Origin of the sequence: Arthrobacter sp. Soc17.1.1.1, assembly GCF_036867195.1 — a bacterium.
Taxonomy (GTDB): domain Bacteria; phylum Actinomycetota; class Actinomycetes; order Actinomycetales; family Micrococcaceae; genus Arthrobacter_D.
Genome location: NZ_JBAJII010000001.1, coordinates 1,263,144 through 1,279,220, shown reverse-complemented (window position 1 = coordinate 1,279,220; position 16,077 = coordinate 1,263,144). Strand labels below are relative to the sequence as shown.

The following is a 16,077-nucleotide window of genomic DNA, read 5'->3' as shown; positions in this document are numbered from 1 at the left end:
CAGCGCGCAGGGTGGGCACTGGACGCCCCTTTCCACCCCCCTGACAGGCACCGATAGTGTCGGTGCCGGGTGATGGAATGGGGCATGTCCACCGGATCGGCGCTGCTGGCCCTCGAGGACGCCTACGACGAGGCGACCTGGGGATGGCCCGCGGATGCGGTCGACGAGATCCTCGGTCCACTGGAGGACCTCGGCACCGAGGACGAAGGGACCGACAGCTATCGGCGAGCGCTCATCGAGGAGGCCTCGCCGTCCGGGCTGGTGGCCCGCCTGCAGGACGCGCCGATGATCGCCGCTCCCTCCCGCCTCGATGACACGCTCGAGCTGCTGCGCGCGGCCGAGCGCCTTGCGTCCTGGGCAGCCGCCCAGCGGGCCCGCTTGATCACGAAGGTCCACACGTTCAGCGATCGCGGCCACCAGACCTGGTCGGGCCGGTCGTCGTCCCTCGCGTTCACGGAGACGGTCGTGGAGACCGCGGCACTCCTGAAGCTGTCCGAGGGAGCGGCCGCCCGGCTGGTCTCGGAGTCGCTGACCCTGACGGGTGAGCTGACGAGCACCCTGACGGCCCTCGAGACCGGCAGGATCTGCCCCGCACGGGCGTCCGTCATCGTGGAGCAGTCCCGCACCCTTCCCGACGAGGCCGTGCATGCCTTCGAGGCGGACATCCTCGGGACGGCCGGCGAGCTGAACCGGCCCAAGCTGACGGCGCGGTGCCGGCGGCTGAGGGAGAAGCTGCATCCGGAGACGCTGACCGCCCGGACGGTGAGAGCTGCAGCGGACCGGCGCGTCGTGTTCGAGCCGGATCAGGACGGGATGGCGTGGCTTAACGCCTACCTCCCGGCGGAGCAGGCGCTCGCCCTGCACACCACCGTGGATGCCGCCGCACGGAGTCTCCGCGCAGCGGACGATCCGCGGACGCTGCCCCAGTTGCGGGCCGATGTCCTGGCGGACCTGCTGCTCGGCACCGGCGGAAGCACCGGCGAAAGCACCCGAACGGCTCCGGGCTCCGGCGCGGGCTGCCGTTGTGGAAGCAGCGCCGAGAGCGGACAGGGCCGGTTCCCACGGTCCGCCGCGGCGAAGATCGTCGTCACGGTCCCGGTGTTCTCGCTCATGGGACTCACCGACGAGCCGGCCGAGCTGGAGGGCTACGGTCCCATCCCGGCCGACGCGGCCCGGACGCTGGCCGCGGGCGCCACCTCGTGGCTGCGCCTGCTCACCCATCCCTTCACCGGCGCCGTCCTCGGCCTGGACAGGACCCGGTACCGCCCGAGCGAGGACCTCAGGACCTGGATCCGGCTCCGGAACAGCACCTGCAGCTTCTACGGCTGCTCACGTCCTGCCAGTCGCTGCGACCTCGATCACCTGCTCGCCTGGGCCGACGACGGAGCGACCGGCCCGGACGACCTCTTCCCCGCCTGCAAACGACACCACATGCTGAAGCACCGGACGGACTGGACTCCGAGTCCCGATTCCGGCGGTGGCCTGACCTGGCTGTCACCGGGTGGCCGTACCTACACCACACCGCCGGAGCCGCCGCCCGGCGAGCCGGGTACGTCAGCGACGGCCCGGGTCCTGCAGGGCGTCGACGTCGGACGGCCTGCGGACGGGGAAGCCGGGTCCGAGGCCCTGCCGCCCTTCTGAGCGATGCGGGTCGGCCGCACGGCAGGGGCGTGCCGAGCGAGCACCGGACCAGAACATCCGGCGGGATCGACCGGGAAGCGCGCGCCGGGCAGCACATCAGATCAGCCGCGGTCGGCGCTCGGGTGTGCGGCTGCGGTCGGCTACGATCGGGCACCGGATCAGCCGCAGCGTGCCTGGCGTGCAACTGCGCGGCTGCACGACGGTGCGACGGTGCGGCTGCACGACGGTGCGACGGTGCGGCTGCACGACGGTGCGACGGTGCGACGGTGCGACGGTGCAACGGTGCAACGGTGCAACGGTGCAACGGTGCAACGGTGCAACGGTGCAACGGTGCGACGGTGCGACTGCCCGGCGGTGCGACTGCCCGGCGGTGCGACTGCCCGGCGGTGCGACTGCCCGGCGGTGCGACTGCCCGGCGAGCGCCGGACAGCTTGCACCGGCTTGCACCGGCTAGGTCCGCGGCTCGTACCGCAGCGCTACCGCGCCGGAGCCGAACTCCTGCCGGTCCACCAGGCGGAGGTCCAGGTACTGCGGGAGGCCGGCGAAGAGCGTGGGCCCATGGCCCGCGATCCGGGGGTGCACCACGAACTCGTACTCGTCGATCAGGCCGAGCTCGGCCAGGGCCAGCGGGAGCGTGACCCCTCCCGTGAACAGTCCCCTGCCTGCTGCGCGCTTGAGCTCCAGCACCGCCCCTGCCAGCTCACCTCGCAGCAGCTCGGCGTTCCAGTCGACACGCTCCAGGGTGCTGGACACCACGTACTTCTTCGCCGCGTCGATCGTCCGCGCGAAGGGCTCGGTCCAGGCGGGCTCTGCCTCTGCATGGGCCGGACCGCGGAACGCGGTCTCCATCATCTGGTAGGTCACCCGCCCGAACAGGAGCGCATCGGCCCGCTCGAGATTCTGCACGGCATGCCGGTGCAGCTCCTCGTCCGTCCCACCCGCACGGTGGTCGCAGCACCCGTCCAGGGTGATGTTGATGGAGTACCTCAGCGGCTGCATCGCCCCAGCGTACGGAAATCGACGCCGGGCACAACCCCTCAGCTGCGCCGCGCCCTGTCCAGGACGCTGCGGGCATGCCGGAGGATCGGCTCGTCCACCATGCGCCCCTCGTACGAGAAGACGCCGCGCTCGTGCTCGGCGGCCGCGAGCAGGGCACGCGCGTGCTCCACCTCGTCCGCACCGGGGGCGAAGGCGGCACGGATCGCGGCCACCTGACCCGGGTGGATGGACGCCTTGGCGGCGAAACCCGACGCGGCGGCGTCGTCGGCCTCCGCTGCAAGGCCTGCCAGGTCGGCGATGTCCACGTAGACGGCGTCGATGGCCGCGCGACCCGCGGCACCGGCCGCGAGGAGCACCTGCGAGCGCGCGTGGAGGGCCACCGCGCGGTAGGTACCGGTCGACGTCCTGCTCGAGGTCCCGCCGAGGGACGCCACGAGATCCTCGGCTCCCCACATGAGAGCGGTGACGCCGTCGGCCCGGGCGATGTCCACGGCGTTGACGACGCCCCGCGCGGTCTCGCACAGCGCGATGACGTCCACGTCACCGAGGGCGGCCCGGACGGCGTCGACGTCGTCGGGCGATTCCGTCTTGGCGAGCATGACCGTGCGGTAGGCAGTACGGCGGACGGCGTCACAGTCGGCGACGAAGTCCGGTGTCCCGACGGCGTTGAGGCGCACCACCGTGGTGTCCGGGGAGAGGTCCGACGCGGCGAGCGCGGCGCGGGCCGAGGGTTTCGCGGCCGGCGCGACGGCGTCCTCGAGGTCGAGGATGACGGTGTCGGCGCGGTCCGCAGCTTTCGCGTAGCGCTCCGGCCGGTCCGCCGGGCAGAAGAGCAGGGCCGGGCCCGGCACGATGCCGTTCATGCCTGCCCCTGCCGAGCCGAGTGCTGTGCCGCCTGCTGGCCCGCCGAGGACCACATGAGGACGCTGCGGCTCGCCGTCGCCACGACCTCGCCGTGCTGGTTCCTCCCCGTGTGGGCCATGGTCACGATGCCCTGCCCCGGACGGGAGGACGACGGCCTGACCGCGGTGATCTCCGTCTCGGTGTACAGGGTGTCACCGTGGAAGAGCGGCTTCGGGAACACGATGTCGGTGAGGCCGAGCTGCGCCACGATGGTGCCCTGCGTGAGCTGCGAGACGGACTGGCCCACGAGCGTGGCGAGGGTCAGCATCGAGTTCACGAGGCGCTGCCCGAACGGCTGCTCCGCCGACCACGCCGCGTCGAGGTGCAGGGCCTGCGTGTTCATGGTCAGCGTGGTGAACAGGACGTTGTCCGCCTCCGTGAGGGTGCGGCCCGGCCGGTGCGCGTACACGGCGCCGACGGTGAGCTCGTCCACGTAGAGCCCGCGCTGCTCGATCACGGAGCGCTCCGCCGGTGCGGTGCCGTGGCCCGCGACCTCCTGGCCCGCGATGTCCTGACCCGCGGTGTCCGCTCCGCTCACGCCGCGGCTTCCGGTAGCTCGATCCGCAGCGTCGCACCGGTGGCGGCGACGACGTCGTCCGCGCTCACGCCCGGGGCGGTCTCGCGCAGCACGAGGCCGTCGGGTTCGACGTCGATCACCGCGAGGTCGGTGATGATCCGGTCCACGCAGCCCTTGCCGGTCAGCGGCAGCGAGCAGGCCTCGACGATCTTGGGTCGGCCGGCGCGGTCCACGTGCTCCATCATGACGATGACGCGCTTGGCCCCGAACACGAGGTCCATGGCGCCGCCCATCCCCTTGACCATCTTGCCGGGCACCATCCAGTTCGCCAGGTCGCCGTTCCGCGCGACCTCCATGGCCCCGAGCACGGCGACGTCGACGTGCCCGCCGCGGATCATGCCGAACGAGGACGCCGAGTCGAAGAACGCAGCCCCGGCGTTCGCCGTGACGGTCTCCTTCCCCGCATTGATGAGATCGGGGTCCACGGCGTCCTCCGCCGGGTACGGGCCCACGCCGAGGATCCCGTTCTCGGAGTGCAGCACCACCTCGACGCCGTCGGGGATGTAGTTGGGGATGAGCGTGGGCATGCCGATGCCGAGATTGACGTACTGGCCGTTCTCGAGCTCCTGGGCGACACGGGCCGCCAGTTCGTTGCGGGTGAGTGCCATGTTCATGCTCCTTCGGACGCGGACGCGGCGGGTGCAGCCAGCGAGACGGTGCGCTTCTCGACGCGCTTCTGCGCGTCGGGGGCGACGACGACGCGCTGGACGAAGATGCCGGGCGTGTGGATCTGCCCGGGGTCGAGCTCGCCGGGCTCGACGAGCTCCTCGACCTCGGCGATGGTGATCCTCCCGGCCTGGGCGCACAGTGGGTTGAAGTTCATCGCGGTCGCGTGGAACACGAGGTTGCCGTGCCGGTCGCCCTTCCAGGCGTGCACCAGCGCGAAGTCCGGGCGGAGCGATTCCTCCAGGACGTAGTCGACGCCGTCGAAGGAGCGCACCTCCTTCGCCGCCGACGCGACGGTGACGTTCCCCTCGGCGTCGTAGCGCTGCGGCAGGCCGCCCTCGCTCACCTGGGTGCCGACGCCCGCCGTCGTGTAGAAGGCGGGGATGCCCGCCCCGCCCGCGCGGAGCTTCTCGGCCAGCGTGCCCTGCGGCGTGAGCTCCACCTCGAGCTCACCGCTCAGGTACTGGCGCGCGAACTCCTTGTTCTCGCCCACGTAGGAGCTGACCGTGCGGCGGATGCGGTGGTCGGACAGCAGGATGCCGAGGCCCCAGTCGTCCACGCCGCAGTTGTTGCTCACCGTCTCCAGCTCCGCCGTGCCCTGCTCGTGCAGGGCCCCGATGAGCGACACCGGGATTCCGCACAGGCCGAAGCCGCCGACGGCGAGCGACGCTCCGTCGGGGATGTCCGCCACGGCCTCCGCCGCACTGCTGACCACTTTGTTGATCACTGCTTCTCCTTCGTGTCACCGCTGCCGTCGGCCGGGTGGACCTAGAGGCCGAGTTCCCGCGCGATCAGCATGAGCTGGACCTCCGTGGTCCCCTCGCCGATCTCGAGGATCTTCGAGTCACGGTAGTGCCTGGACACCACGAACTCGTTGATGAAACCGTAGCCGCCGAAGATCTGCGTGGCGTCGCGCGCGTTGTCCATGGCGGCCTCGCCTGCCACGAGCTTCGCGATGGAGGCCTGCGTCTTGAACGGCTTGCCGGCCAGCATCCGCGACGCGGCGTCGTAGTAGGCCAGCCGCGCGGTGTGGGCGCGGACCTGCATGCGGGCGATCTTGAACTGGATGGACTGGTAGGCACCGATGGTGCTGCCGAACGCCATGCGCTCGCCGGCGTACTTGATGGACTGCTCCACGCAGCCCTGCGCCGCACCGGTGGCGAGCGCCGCGATGGCGATGCGCCCCTCGTCGAGGATCTGCAGGAAGTTGGCGTAGCCGCGGCCGCGCATGCCGAGCAGGTTCGCCTCGGGGACGCGGACGTCGCGCAGGGTCAGCGGGTGCGTGTCCGACGCGTTCCAGCCCACCTTGTTGTAGGCCTTCTCGGCGGTGAAGCCGGGGGTGTCCGAGGGCACGAGGATCGTGGAGATCTCCTTCTTCACCGTGCCGTCCGGCCGCTCGGAGGTCCCGGTCACGGCGGTGACGGTCACGAGGGAGGTGATGTCGGTGCCCGAGTTCGTGATGAACTCCTTCGTCCCGTTGATCACCCACTCGGGCCCGTTGGCACCCTCCTCGAAGACCGCCGTCGTCTTCGTCCCGGACGCGTCGGATCCCGCCTCGGACTCGGTGAGGCCGAAGCCACCGAGCGCCTGGCCGGCGGCGAGGGAGGGCAGCCACTGCTGCTTCTGCTCCTCGGTGCCGAACCGGTAGATCGGCATGGCCCCGAGGGACACCCCGGCCTCGAGGGTGATGGCCACCGACTGGTCCACGCGGGCCAGCTGCTCGAGTGCCAGGCAGAGCGCGAAGTAGTCACCATCCATGCCCCCGTACTGCTCGGGGAACGGCAGGCCGAACAGGCCCATGTCGCCCATCTGCTTGACCACCTCGTAGGGGAAGCTGTGCTCGGCGTCGTGCTTGGCGGAGACCGGGGCCACGACCTCGTCGGCGAATTCGCGGACGGTGTCGACGAGGTCCTGGTACTCCTCGCTCAGTTCGAAATTCATGCTGCGTTCCCTTCCGTGGGGATAGGTGCCGGGCCGCCCTCGGGGGCGGCCTCGATGGTGGCGAGGATCTGCTGGGCGCGGACGAGGTCGCCGGGCTTCAGGGACAGGCGGACGACGCCGGACAGGGCGGCGGTGAGCTGGTGTTCCATCTTCATGGCCTCGACGGCGACGAGGACGTCCCCCGCCTCGACCGTGGCGCCGTCCTCGACGGACACGGACACCACGGTGCCCGGCATGGGGCTGCGGACCAGCGGGTCGGCGGCCCCCTCCTCGCGCGTGATGCTGGACAGGGCGGCGTCGAGCAGTTCGCGGCGGCCCGGCCGGCGTAGGCGGGCCGACCAGCCGGCGTCACCCAGCCAGACGGTGTCCCCGTCGACGGCGTACCGCCGGCGGGAGCGCAGGCCGTCGATGGTCGCTCCGCCGCCGTCGACGGAGACCATGACGGCCGTACCCCCGACCTCGGCCTCCCAGCCGCGTCCGGTCCGGAGCAGCCGGACGGTGGCGGACGTGCCCCGGGCCTCGAGCGTCACGGCGCGCGGCCGGGGCGTCCCGAGCCGGAAGCCGTCCCCCCGGTGCCAGGGCGAGCCTCCCGGGACGGCCGGCTCGGCCTCGAGGAGCAGGACGGCGGCGAGCGCGAGGTCCTCGGCGCCCACGCGGCGGAAGGCCAGCTCCGGGAGCCTGCGCTCGATCAGGGTCGTGTCGAGGCGCGCGGCCCGCACGTCGTCGTCGTTGACGAGCAGGCGGAGGTACTCGATGTTGGTGTCCACGCCGAGCACCACCGTGGCGGCAAGGGCCGCGTCGAGGCGGTCGAGCGCCTCGCGCCGGTCAGCACCCCACGCGATGACCTTCGCGAGCATCGGGTCGTACGACGACGAGACGGTGCCGCGGGGCAGGAGGGAGCTGTCCACGCGGATGCCCTCCCCCGCGGGTTCGGCGAGCGCCACGACGGTCCCGGTGGACGGCAGGAAGCCGGCCTCGGGGTCCTCGGCGTACACGCGGGCCTCGACGGCGTGGCCGGTGAGGACGACGTCGTCCTGCGTGAACGGGAGCCGCTCCCCCGCGGCGACGCGGATCTGCCACTCCACGAGGTCGATGCCGGTGACGAGTTCCGTGACGGGGTGCTCGACCTGCAGGCGCGTGTTCATCTCCATGAAGAAGAACTCGTCCGGCGCGGTGTCGGAGACGAGGAACTCGACGGTGCCGGCGCCGGTGTAGTCGACGCTGCGGGCCGCGGCGCACGCGGCCTCGCCGATCCGGCTGCGTGTCGCCGCGTCGAGGAGGGCCGACGGCGCCTCCTCGATGACCTTCTGGTGCCGGCGCTGCAGGGAGCACTCGCGCTCGCCGAGGTGGATCACGGTGCCGTGGCCGTCGGCGAGGACCTGCACCTCGATGTGGCGCGGCCGTGGGATCAGGCGCTCGAGGAACAGGGTGTCGTCGCCGAACGCGCGGGCCGCGACGCGGCGAGCCGTGGTCAGCACCTCGGGGAGGTCCTCGGCGCGGTGGACGGCGTGCATGCCCTTGCCGCCGCCCCCGGCGGAGGGCTTGATGAGCAGCGGGAACCCGACGTCGCCGGCCGCGCGCAGCAGGTCGGCGTCGGACAGGCCCGGTTCGGCGATGCCGGGCACCACGGGGACGCCGGAGCGGACCACGTGGTTCTTCGAGCGGATCTTGTCGCCCATGACGTCCAGGGCGTGGACGGACGGGCCGATGAACACGATCCCCGCGTCCTGCAGGGCGTCGGCGAAGGCGGCGTTCTCGCTGAGGAACCCGTAGCCGGGGTGCACCGCGCCCGCGCCCGTGCGGCGGCAGGCCTCGAGGACGGCGGGGATGGACAGGTAGCTCTCGGACGGCGCGGCCGCGCCGATCCGGACCGCGATGTCGGCCTCGAGGACGTGCCGCGCTCCCGCGTCGGCGTCGCTGTACACGGCGACGGAGCACAATCCCAGGGCGCGCACGGAGCGGATCACGCGGCTCGCGATCTCGCCGCGGTTGGCGACGAGGACGGTGTCGAACGGCCAGTCGGCCGTGGAGGGGGCGTGGCCTGAGATCGGGCTCGAGGCGGGGCCGGCGATCGGGCTGGAGGTCGGGCCGGCGATCGGGCTGGAGGTCGGGCCGGCGGTCGGGCCGGTGATCGGGCCGGCGATCGGGCTCGAGGTGGGGCTGGAGGTGGGAATGGAGGTCATGGGGTCACATCCGGAAGAGGCCGAAGGAGGTGTCGGGCAGGGGCGCATTGGCGCAGACCTCGAGCGCGAGGCCGAGCACGGTGCGGGTGTCGGCCGGGTCGATCACGCCGTCGTCCCACAGGCGCGCCGTCGAGTAATAGGGGTTGCCCTGCGCCTCGTACTGGTCGCGGATCGGGGCACGGAACGCCTCCTCGTCCTCGAGCGGCCACTGCTGCCCGCGCGCTTCGAGCTGGTCGCGCTTGACGGTGGCGAGGACCGACGACGCCTGGTTGCCGCCCATGACCGAGATGCGGGCGGCCGGCCACATCCACAGGAAACGGGGTGAGAAGGCGCGCCCGCACATGGAGTAGTTGCCGGCGCCGAAGGACCCGCCGACGACGACGGTCAGCTTGGGCACGCGGGCCGTGGCGACGGCGGTGACCATCTTGGCGCCGTTCTTCGCGATGCCCCCGGCCTCGTAGTCCTTGCCAACCATGAACCCGGAGAGGTTCTGCAGGAAGACCAGGGGCACGCCGCGCTGGTCGCAGAGCTCGATGAAGTGGGCTCCCTTGAGCGCGGATTCGCTGAACAGTACGCCGTTGTTGGCCACGATCCCCACGCGGTGCCCGTGGATGCTCGCGAAGCCGGTGACCAGCGTGGTGCCGTACTCGCGCTTGAACTCGTGGAACTGCGAGCCGTCGACGAGGCGGGCGATGATCTCGCGGGCGTCGTAGGAGGCGTTCACGTCCGTCGGCACGGCGCCGTAGAGCTCGTCCTCGGACACCACGGGCTCGGGGACGGGTGCCACCGGCGTGGGCACCGCCGGCGCCGCGGGCGGCAGGGTGGCGATGATGTCGCGGACGATCTCGAGGGCGTGCTGGTCGTTCTCCGCGAGGTGGTCCGTGACGCCGGAGACGCGGGAGTGGACGTCGCCTCCGCCGAGCTCCTCCGCCGTGACCACCTCGCCGATGGCTGCCTTCACGAGGGGTGGCCCGCCGAGGAAGATGGTGCCCTGGTTGCGGACGATCACGGTCTCGTCGCTCATGGCCGGCACGTACGCACCGCCGGCCGTGCAGCTGCCGAGGACGGCGGCGATCTGCGGGATCTTGGCCGCCGACATGGTGGCCTGGTTGTAGAAGATGCGGCCGAAGTGGTTGCGGTCGGGGAAGACGTCGTCCTGCCGGGGCAGGAACGCCCCACCGGAGTCCACGAGGTACACGCACGGCAGGCGGTTCTCGAGGGCGATCTCCTGCGCCCGGAGGTGCTTCTTCACCGTCATCGGGTAGTAGGTGCCGCCCTTGACGGTCGCGTCGTTGGAGATCACGAGGACGTGGCGGCCGTGCACGAGACCGATCCCGGCGATCACGCCCGCGCCCGGGCACTCGTCGTCGTACATGCCGTTCGCCGCGAGCGGGGCGATCTCGAGGAAGGGGCTGCCGTCGTCGAGCAGCTGGTCGATGCGCTCGCGGGGCAGGAGCTTGCCGCGGGCGACATGCCGCTCACGGGAGCGCTCGGGTCCGCCGAGCGCGGCCGCGGCGAGGCGACGGCGGAGGTTGCCGACGAGCTCCGCCTGGGCCTCGGCGTTCGCCGAGAACGCCGGTGAGAGCGGGTCGACCTTCGAAGCCAGGGTCTCCATCGACTACTTCCTCGCACAGTTCAGTTAGCAATCGCTAACCGGATTCAGGTTAGTGGTCATTAACCCGGTTGTCCATGACAATGAGGGGACGAATTCCCCGGCCGACGACAAGGACCCCCATGGACGCACTGCCCACCGAGGAGCGCGTGACCGGCCGGAGCATCGCGAAGGCCAGCCGGCGGGCGGCGCTGCTGGACGCCGCGGCCCAGCTGTTCGCGGACCGCGGGTACAACGGCGTCTCCATCGAGGACCTCGGCGCGGCGGCGGGCGTCAGCGGCCCGGCGGTCTACCGGCACTTCCCCGGCAAGCCCTCGGTCCTCGCGGCCCTGCTCACGGGGGTCAGCGAGGACCTGCTCGAGGGCGGGCGCGCCGTGGCCGAGGCGGCGGCCTCACCGGAGGAGGCGCTGCGCGGGCTGATCCGCTTCCAGGTGGAGTTCGCGCTGAGCAACGCGGACGTCATCCGCGTCCAGGACCGCGATCTCGGCTCCCTCCCCCACGATGACGAACGCACCGTCCGGTCACTGCAGCGCGGCTACGTCCAGGTGTGGGTGGACGAACTGGCACGCCACCTGCCCGAGACGGAGCGGTCGCTGCTGCGGCGCAAGGTCCACGCCGTCTTCGGGCTCATCAACTCGACGCCGCACACCACGCGCAGCAGCACCTCGCCCCGCGAGCTGGCTGCGCTCCGGGACCTGCTGCAGGACATGGCCTGGGCGGCACTGACGGTGTGAGGCTCCCGGGACGTGCCGGGGCGGCTAGTACGCTGATCCCACGAGAAGTTCCGGCCGCGCAGCCCGCCCGGCCCCTCCACCGACTGAAAGTGCCGCTGTGATCACGCTACGTCCCGTTGAAGCACCCGACCTCGACGCGTTCTTCTCGCACCAGCTCGACCCCGGGGCCAACCACATGGCCGCGTTCGGCGCGAAGAACCCCTCCGACCGCGGTGTGTTCGACCACCACTGGCAGGACATCCTCAACGACGGCAGGATCACGGTGCGCACCATCCTCTCCGACGGCGAGGTGGTGGGCAGCATCCTCGCCTACCACGACGCCGACACCCCGGAGATCAGCTACTGGATCGACCGCTCCCGGTGGGGCCAGGGCATCACGACGGCTGCCGTGGGGCAGTTCCTCGCCGAGGTCACCGCCCGGCCGATCCGGGCGCGCGCCGTCGCCGACAACGTGAGCTCCATCCGGATCCTCGAGCGCTGGGGGTTCCAGCAGGTCGGCGAGACCCAGGGCTTCGCGCCGTCCCGCGGCGCCGTGGTGAAGGAACTCATCCTCGAACTGGCCTAGCCCCCCGGGCTCCACCGAGAGCGCCGGACACGGAACCGATCTGCAGGAGGACACGCCATGGGAACTCCCACCCCGCTCGGTCATCGCGAGACGCGCGACGGCGTCGGGCACCTGGTCTTCACCCGCTCGCTGGCCGCCCCGCCCGCCGACGTCTGGGCGGCCTGCACGGACCCGGTGCGCATGCAGCGCTGGATCGGCACGTGGAGCGGCGATCCGTCCTCCGGCGAGGTGCGGTTCCGCATGACGGCCGAGGGCGACGACGTCCCCGAGGAGGTCTACCTCGTGGAGGCCTGCGAACCGCCCCGCCGCTTCGCGGTCCGCAGCCGCGACGCCGCCCCCTTCTCCGCCGATGGATCCGGCCCGCGCGTGGCCTGGCAGCACACCCTCGAGCTCGCGGGATCCGCCGGCGACGGGACGACGCTGGTCTTCACGCAGGTGCTCCCCGACGGGGCGGTGGGAGCAGCCATGGCGGCCGACGTCGGCCCCGGGTGGGACTACTACCTCGATCGCCTCGAAGCCGCCGTCGGTGGCGGAGACCCCGGATCGATCGCGTGGGAGCCCTACCTCGGGCGCTCGGACGGGTACCGCGCCCTCTTCGGGTGAGGCCCCGTCCGCTACACCATCGCCAGGACCATCGCGGGGTTGCGGAGGATGGTGCCCACGTCCGCGAGGAAGCGCGACCCCTGCTCACCGTCGACCAGCCGGTGGTCGAAGGAGAGGCTGAGCGTCAGGACCGACCGCAGGGCGACAGCCCCCTGGTACTCCCACGGCATGCTGCGGATGGCCCCGACGGCGAGGATGGCGGCCTCCCCCGGATTGAGGATGGGCGTGCCGGCGTCGATCCCGAAGACCCCGATGTTGGTGATCGACAGGGTCCCCCCGGCCAGGTCGGCCGGCGTGGTCTTCCCGGCGCGTGCGGTCTCCGCCAGCGTGCCGAGGGCCCGGGCGAGGTCCACCAGCGCCAGGGACTGGGCGGCCTTGATGGTGGGGACCAGCAGTCCGCGCGGCGTGGCGGCCGCGATCCCGAGATTCACGTCCGCGTACTGGACGATCTCCTGCGCCTGCTCGTCCCAGAACGAGTTGAGGGTCGGGTTCCTGGCGACGGCGATGCACACGGCCTTCGCGACGACCGCGAGCGGTGTGATCCGGGTGCCCTCGAACGCGCGGCTCTGCTTCAGCTCGGCCAGCAGGTCCATGGTGGGTGTGACGTCGATGGTGAGGAACTCGGTGACGTGCGGCGCCGTGAAGGCACTCGCCACCATCGCCGCCGCGGTGTGCTTGCGCACACCCTTGATCGGGATCCGCGTCTGGCCGCCCGGGACCGTGACGGCCGGACTCGCGGCCGCGGCCGCGTCCGGCGCCACGGGGTGACCCGTCGTGCCCGCGAGGGCGGCGAGGACGTCGGCCCGGGTGATGAGCGAGCCCGGGCCGGTCCCCGTGAGGCCGTCGAGCGGGATGCCGAGGTCGCGGGCGAGCTTCCGGACCGGAGGGGTGGACCGCGGCCGCTCGGCGGGGACGGGACCAGGAGATGCCGGAGGAGATGCCGGAGGAGCCGCCGCGGTGGACCGCGGCCGCTCGGCAGGGACGGGACCTGGCGGAGCCGCCGCCACGGTCAGGGCCGAGGTCAGGACGCGGTGCCGGCGCTGCGGACGCCCGCCCTTCTCCACCGCGGCTCCGTAGCCCACGAGGTTCGGCTCGCGCTTCGCGGGCTGCTCCTCGCGGACCGCGGGATCGGAGGGCACCTCCGCCTCCCCCGTGACCTGTCCCGTGACCTGCTCCGTGACCTGCCCCGAGGTCTCGGACGTGACGGCGAAGGAGACGATCGGCGCTCCCACGTCGACCGTGGTGCCGGCGGGCTCGTGCAGGCGTACGACGACGCCGGCGTAGGGCGAGGGCAGCTCGACGACGGCCTTGGCGGTCTCGACGTCGGCGATGATCTGGTTCAGTTCGACGGTGTCGCCCTCGGCGATGTGCCACTGGACGATCTCCGACTCCGTGAGGCCCTCCCCGAGGTCGGGCAGGAGGAACTCCCGGACGATGGTCGACGACGTCGCCGTCACTGTGCTGCTCCTTCGGTGGTGGACGGCGCGTCGAGTCCGCTCAGGGAGTTCGGCCGGCGCATGACGCGGTCCACGCCGTCGAGGATCCTGTCGAGGTCCGGCAGGTGGTGGAACTCGAGCTTGGAGTACGGGTACGGGATGTCGAAGCCCGTGACGCGGACCGGGGCGTGCTCGAGGTGGTCGAAGCACCGCTCCGTGATACTCGCGGCGATCTCGGCGCCCAGGCCCCCGGACTGCGCGGCCTCGTGGGTGACGACGAGCCGGCCGGTCTTCCGCACCGACGCCTCGACGGTCGCGAAGTCGATCGGCGCGAGGGACCGGAGGTCGATCACCTCGATCGAGATGCCGTCGTCGGACGCGGCGATCGCGGCGTCGCGGGCCGTGGGGACGAGCGGGCCGTACGTCACGAGCGTGACGTCGGTGCCCTCGGTGACCACGCGGGCGGCCCCCATGTCCGACGACGCCGGATCGGACGCCTCGTCCACCTCGCCCTTGACGTGGTAGCGGCGCTTGGGCTCGAAGTACAGGACGGGGTCGTCGCACCGGATGGCCTGCTGGATCATCGTGTAGGCGTCCTGCGGGTTGGAGACGCTGATCACCCGCAGGCCGGAGGTGTGCGTGAAGTAGGCCTCGGGCGATTCGGAGTGGTGCTCCGGTGACCCGATGCCGCCACCGAAGGGCACCCGGATGGTGAGGGGCATCCTCACGGCACCCTGGGTCCGGTAGTGCAGCTTGGCGACCTGGCACACGATCTGGTCGAAGGCCGGGTAGATGAAGCCGTCGAACTGGATCTCCACCACGGGACGGTACCCGCGGTAGGCAATGCCGACGGCGGTGCCCATGATGGCGGCCTCGGCCAGCGGGGTGTCGAGGACACGGTGCGCACCGAAGTCCTTCTGCAGGCCGTCCGTGATGCGGAAGACACCACCGAGCTTGCCGATGTCCTCCCCCATGAGGACCACCCTGGGGTCCTCGTCCATGGCGCGGCGGAGGCCGGCGTTGATCGCGCGGCCGAACGTCATCGTGGACATCAGCGGGATCCTTCCTGGGGGGCCTGGGCGAAGGAGGTTAGGTACCGCTCGTAGTGGTCCTGCTGGCGGTCCAGCCAGGAATTCGGCTCGCTGTACACGTGCCGGAAGACGTCCGAGGGTGCCGGTTCCGGCATCGAGAGGCAGCCCTCGCGCAGCTCGGCGGCGACGGCGTCGGCCTTCGCCTTCACAGAGTCGGTGTAGTCGGCGTCGAGCAGGCCGAGCGAGTCCAGCAGGGTCGCGAGCCGCGCCAGCGGGTCCCGGGCCGCCCAGTCCTCGAGTTCGTTCGCGTCGCGGTAGCGCGTGGGGTCGTCCGCCGTCGTGTGGGGTCCCATGCGGTAGGTGACCGCCTCGATGAAGGTGGGTCCGCCGCCCGAGCGTGCCCGGGCGAGGGCCTCGCGCGTCACGGCGAGGCAGGCCAGGACGTCGTTGCCGTCGACGCGCACGGACGGGATGCCGAATCCGGGTGCGCGGCGGGCGATCGGCACGTGCGCCTGCAGCCCCACCGGCTCGGAGATGGCCCAGTGGTTGTTCTGGCAGAAGAACACCACCGGCGCCTGGTAGCTCGCCGCGAAGACCATGGCCTCGTTGACGTCGCCCTGGCTCGTGGCGCCGTCACCGAAGTAGGTGACGGCGACGGCGTCGGCGCCGTCGTTGAGGATGCCCATCGCATAGCCGGTGGCGTGCAGGGTCTGCGCACCGATGATGACCTGCGGGGTCGCCATGTTGACGGTGTACGGGTCCCAGCCCGAGGAGGCATTGCCGCGCCATACCCGGAGGAGATCGGCGAGGTCCACGCCGCGGCAGTAGGCCACGGCGTTCTCGCGGTAGCTGGAGAACACGAAGTCGTCGGCTCGCAGGGCCCGGCCGGACCCGATCTGCGCGGCCTCCTGGCCGAGGAGCGGGGGCCAGAGCGCGAGCTCCCCCTGGCGCTGCAGCGCGGTGGCCTCGGCGTCGATGCGCCGTACCACCACCATGTCCTCGTAGAGCTTCCGCAGGGCGGGGCCGTCGACGTCGGCCACGAGGTCGTCGTAGTGTCCGTGGGGGTGGCGGACGCCGTGGGGATCGACGAGCTGCACGAGCTCGTCGGCGCCGGGACGGGAGGGGCCGGGGTGCACCGTGCCGCTCGCCTGGTCCGGTGAGGAGCCATCCTGGGTCATTGCACGCA

At 71.7% G+C, this 16,077-nt stretch carries 15 protein-coding genes; 4 read left to right on the top strand and 11 right to left on the bottom strand.

What is annotated here, in order from left to right; translation table 11 throughout:
- The first annotated feature begins 84 nt into the window (after nt 1-84).
- A complete protein-coding gene (locus tag V6S67_RS05785) occupies nt 85-1,641 on the top strand; it encodes an HNH endonuclease signature motif containing protein (RefSeq protein WP_334209337.1) in 1,557 nt (518 codons plus the stop codon).
- Nucleotides 1,642-2,091: 450 nt separating this feature from the next.
- Here V6S67_RS05785 and V6S67_RS05780 read toward each other — a convergent pair whose 3' ends face one another.
- From V6S67_RS05780 to V6S67_RS05745, 8 genes are read right to left on the bottom strand one after another with little or no spacing between them, the layout of a single operon-like run.
- Nucleotides 2,092-2,640 carry a dihydrofolate reductase family protein gene (locus V6S67_RS05780; RefSeq protein ID WP_334209336.1) on the bottom strand — a complete coding sequence of 183 codons (549 nt, stop codon included), beginning with the start codon at nt 2,638-2,640 and terminating at the stop codon, nt 2,092-2,094.
- Between the two features lie 38 nt (nt 2,641-2,678).
- A complete protein-coding gene (locus tag V6S67_RS05775) occupies nt 2,679-3,503 on the bottom strand; it encodes an HpcH/HpaI aldolase/citrate lyase family protein (RefSeq protein WP_334209335.1) in 825 nt (274 codons plus the stop codon).
- On the bottom strand, nt 3,500-4,051 hold the full coding sequence (locus V6S67_RS05770; protein WP_334211538.1) for a MaoC family dehydratase: 552 nt from the start codon (nt 4,049-4,051) through the stop codon (nt 3,500-3,502). Before V6S67_RS05770 ends, V6S67_RS05775 begins: the two co-directional genes overlap by 4 nt.
- Nucleotides 4,052-4,077: 26 nt before the next feature.
- Entirely contained in the window at nt 4,078-4,728 is a 651-nt protein-coding gene (locus V6S67_RS05765) for a CoA transferase subunit B (RefSeq protein ID WP_334209334.1), read from the bottom strand.
- A gap of 2 nt (nt 4,729-4,730) precedes the next feature.
- Nucleotides 4,731-5,513, bottom strand: coding sequence for a CoA transferase subunit A (locus V6S67_RS05760; protein WP_334209333.1), 783 nt, complete (start codon nt 5,511-5,513; stop codon nt 4,731-4,733).
- Between the two features lie 41 nt (nt 5,514-5,554).
- Complete coding sequence (locus V6S67_RS05755) at nt 5,555-6,727, bottom strand: acyl-CoA dehydrogenase family protein (protein WP_334209332.1); 1,173 nt, start codon at nt 6,725-6,727, stop codon at nt 5,555-5,557.
- On the bottom strand, nt 6,724-8,910 hold the full coding sequence (locus V6S67_RS05750) for an ATP-binding protein (protein ID WP_334209331.1): 2,187 nt from the start codon (nt 8,908-8,910) through the stop codon (nt 6,724-6,726). Before V6S67_RS05750 ends, V6S67_RS05755 begins: the two co-directional genes overlap by 4 nt.
- 4 nt (nt 8,911-8,914) lie before the next feature.
- On the bottom strand, nt 8,915-10,525 hold the full coding sequence (locus V6S67_RS05745) for a carboxyl transferase domain-containing protein (RefSeq protein WP_334209330.1): 1,611 nt from the start codon (nt 10,523-10,525) through the stop codon (nt 8,915-8,917).
- Nucleotides 10,526-10,644: 119 nt separating this feature from the next.
- Between V6S67_RS05745 and V6S67_RS05740 the strand changes: the two genes are divergently transcribed.
- The 3 genes from V6S67_RS05740 to V6S67_RS05730 all read left to right on the top strand — a co-directional run bounded on the left by V6S67_RS05740 (nt 10,645) and on the right by V6S67_RS05730 (nt 12,424).
- Nucleotides 10,645-11,256: an SACE_7040 family transcriptional regulator gene (locus tag V6S67_RS05740; RefSeq protein WP_334209329.1), complete on the top strand. Its 612-nt coding sequence runs from the start codon at nt 10,645-10,647 to the stop codon at nt 11,254-11,256.
- Nucleotides 11,257-11,353: 97 nt separating this feature from the next.
- Nucleotides 11,354-11,821, top strand: coding sequence for a GNAT family N-acetyltransferase (locus V6S67_RS05735; protein ID WP_334209328.1), 468 nt, complete (start codon nt 11,354-11,356; stop codon nt 11,819-11,821).
- Between the two features lie 57 nt (nt 11,822-11,878).
- On the top strand, nt 11,879-12,424 hold the full coding sequence (locus V6S67_RS05730; RefSeq protein WP_334209327.1) for an SRPBCC domain-containing protein: 546 nt from the start codon (nt 11,879-11,881) through the stop codon (nt 12,422-12,424).
- Between the two features lie 11 nt (nt 12,425-12,435).
- On the opposite strand, the gene V6S67_RS05725 is transcribed toward V6S67_RS05730, so the two are convergent.
- From V6S67_RS05725 to pdhA, 3 genes are read right to left on the bottom strand one after another with little or no spacing between them, the layout of a single operon-like run.
- Nucleotides 12,436-13,860, bottom strand: a complete 1,425-nt coding sequence (locus V6S67_RS05725; RefSeq protein ID WP_334211537.1) for a dihydrolipoamide acetyltransferase family protein — start codon at nt 13,858-13,860, stop codon at nt 12,436-12,438.
- 17 nt (nt 13,861-13,877) lie between these two features.
- Nucleotides 13,878-14,912, bottom strand: coding sequence for an alpha-ketoacid dehydrogenase subunit beta (locus V6S67_RS05720; protein ID WP_334209326.1), 1,035 nt, complete (start codon nt 14,910-14,912; stop codon nt 13,878-13,880).
- Entirely contained in the window at nt 14,912-16,069 is a 1,158-nt protein-coding gene (pdhA, locus tag V6S67_RS05715) for a pyruvate dehydrogenase (acetyl-transferring) E1 component subunit alpha (RefSeq protein ID WP_334209325.1), read from the bottom strand. Before pdhA ends, V6S67_RS05720 begins: the two co-directional genes overlap by 1 nt.
- Nucleotides 16,070-16,077 lie beyond the last annotated feature (8 nt).

What these genes read in the sequence shown, in the direction of transcription:
- V6S67_RS05785 (WP_334209337.1), top strand. Translation starts at nt 85, where the DNA reads ATGTCCACCGGATCGGCGCTGCTGGCCCTCGAGGACGCCTACGACGAG.
- V6S67_RS05780 (WP_334209336.1), bottom strand. Translation starts at nt 2,640, where the DNA reads ATGCAGCCGCTGAGGTACTCCATCAACATCACCCTGGACGGGTGCTGC.
- V6S67_RS05775 (WP_334209335.1), bottom strand. Translation starts at nt 3,503, where the DNA reads ATGAACGGCATCGTGCCGGGCCCGGCCCTGCTCTTCTGCCCGGCGGAC.
- V6S67_RS05765 (WP_334209334.1), bottom strand. Translation starts at nt 4,728, where the DNA reads ATGGCACTCACCCGCAACGAACTGGCGGCCCGTGTCGCCCAGGAGCTC.
- V6S67_RS05755 (WP_334209332.1), bottom strand. Translation starts at nt 6,727, where the DNA reads ATGAATTTCGAACTGAGCGAGGAGTACCAGGACCTCGTCGACACCGTC.
- V6S67_RS05750 (WP_334209331.1), bottom strand. Translation starts at nt 8,910, where the DNA reads ATGACCTCCATTCCCACCTCCAGCCCCACCTCGAGCCCGATCGCCGGC.
- V6S67_RS05745 (WP_334209330.1), bottom strand. Translation starts at nt 10,525, where the DNA reads ATGGAGACCCTGGCTTCGAAGGTCGACCCGCTCTCACCGGCGTTCTCG.
- V6S67_RS05740 (WP_334209329.1), top strand. Translation starts at nt 10,645, where the DNA reads ATGGACGCACTGCCCACCGAGGAGCGCGTGACCGGCCGGAGCATCGCG.
- V6S67_RS05730 (WP_334209327.1), top strand. Translation starts at nt 11,879, where the DNA reads ATGGGAACTCCCACCCCGCTCGGTCATCGCGAGACGCGCGACGGCGTC.
- V6S67_RS05720 (WP_334209326.1), bottom strand. Translation starts at nt 14,912, where the DNA reads ATGTCCACGATGACGTTCGGCCGCGCGATCAACGCCGGCCTCCGCCGC.
- pdhA (WP_334209325.1), bottom strand. Translation starts at nt 16,069, where the DNA reads ATGACCCAGGATGGCTCCTCACCGGACCAGGCGAGCGGCACGGTGCAC.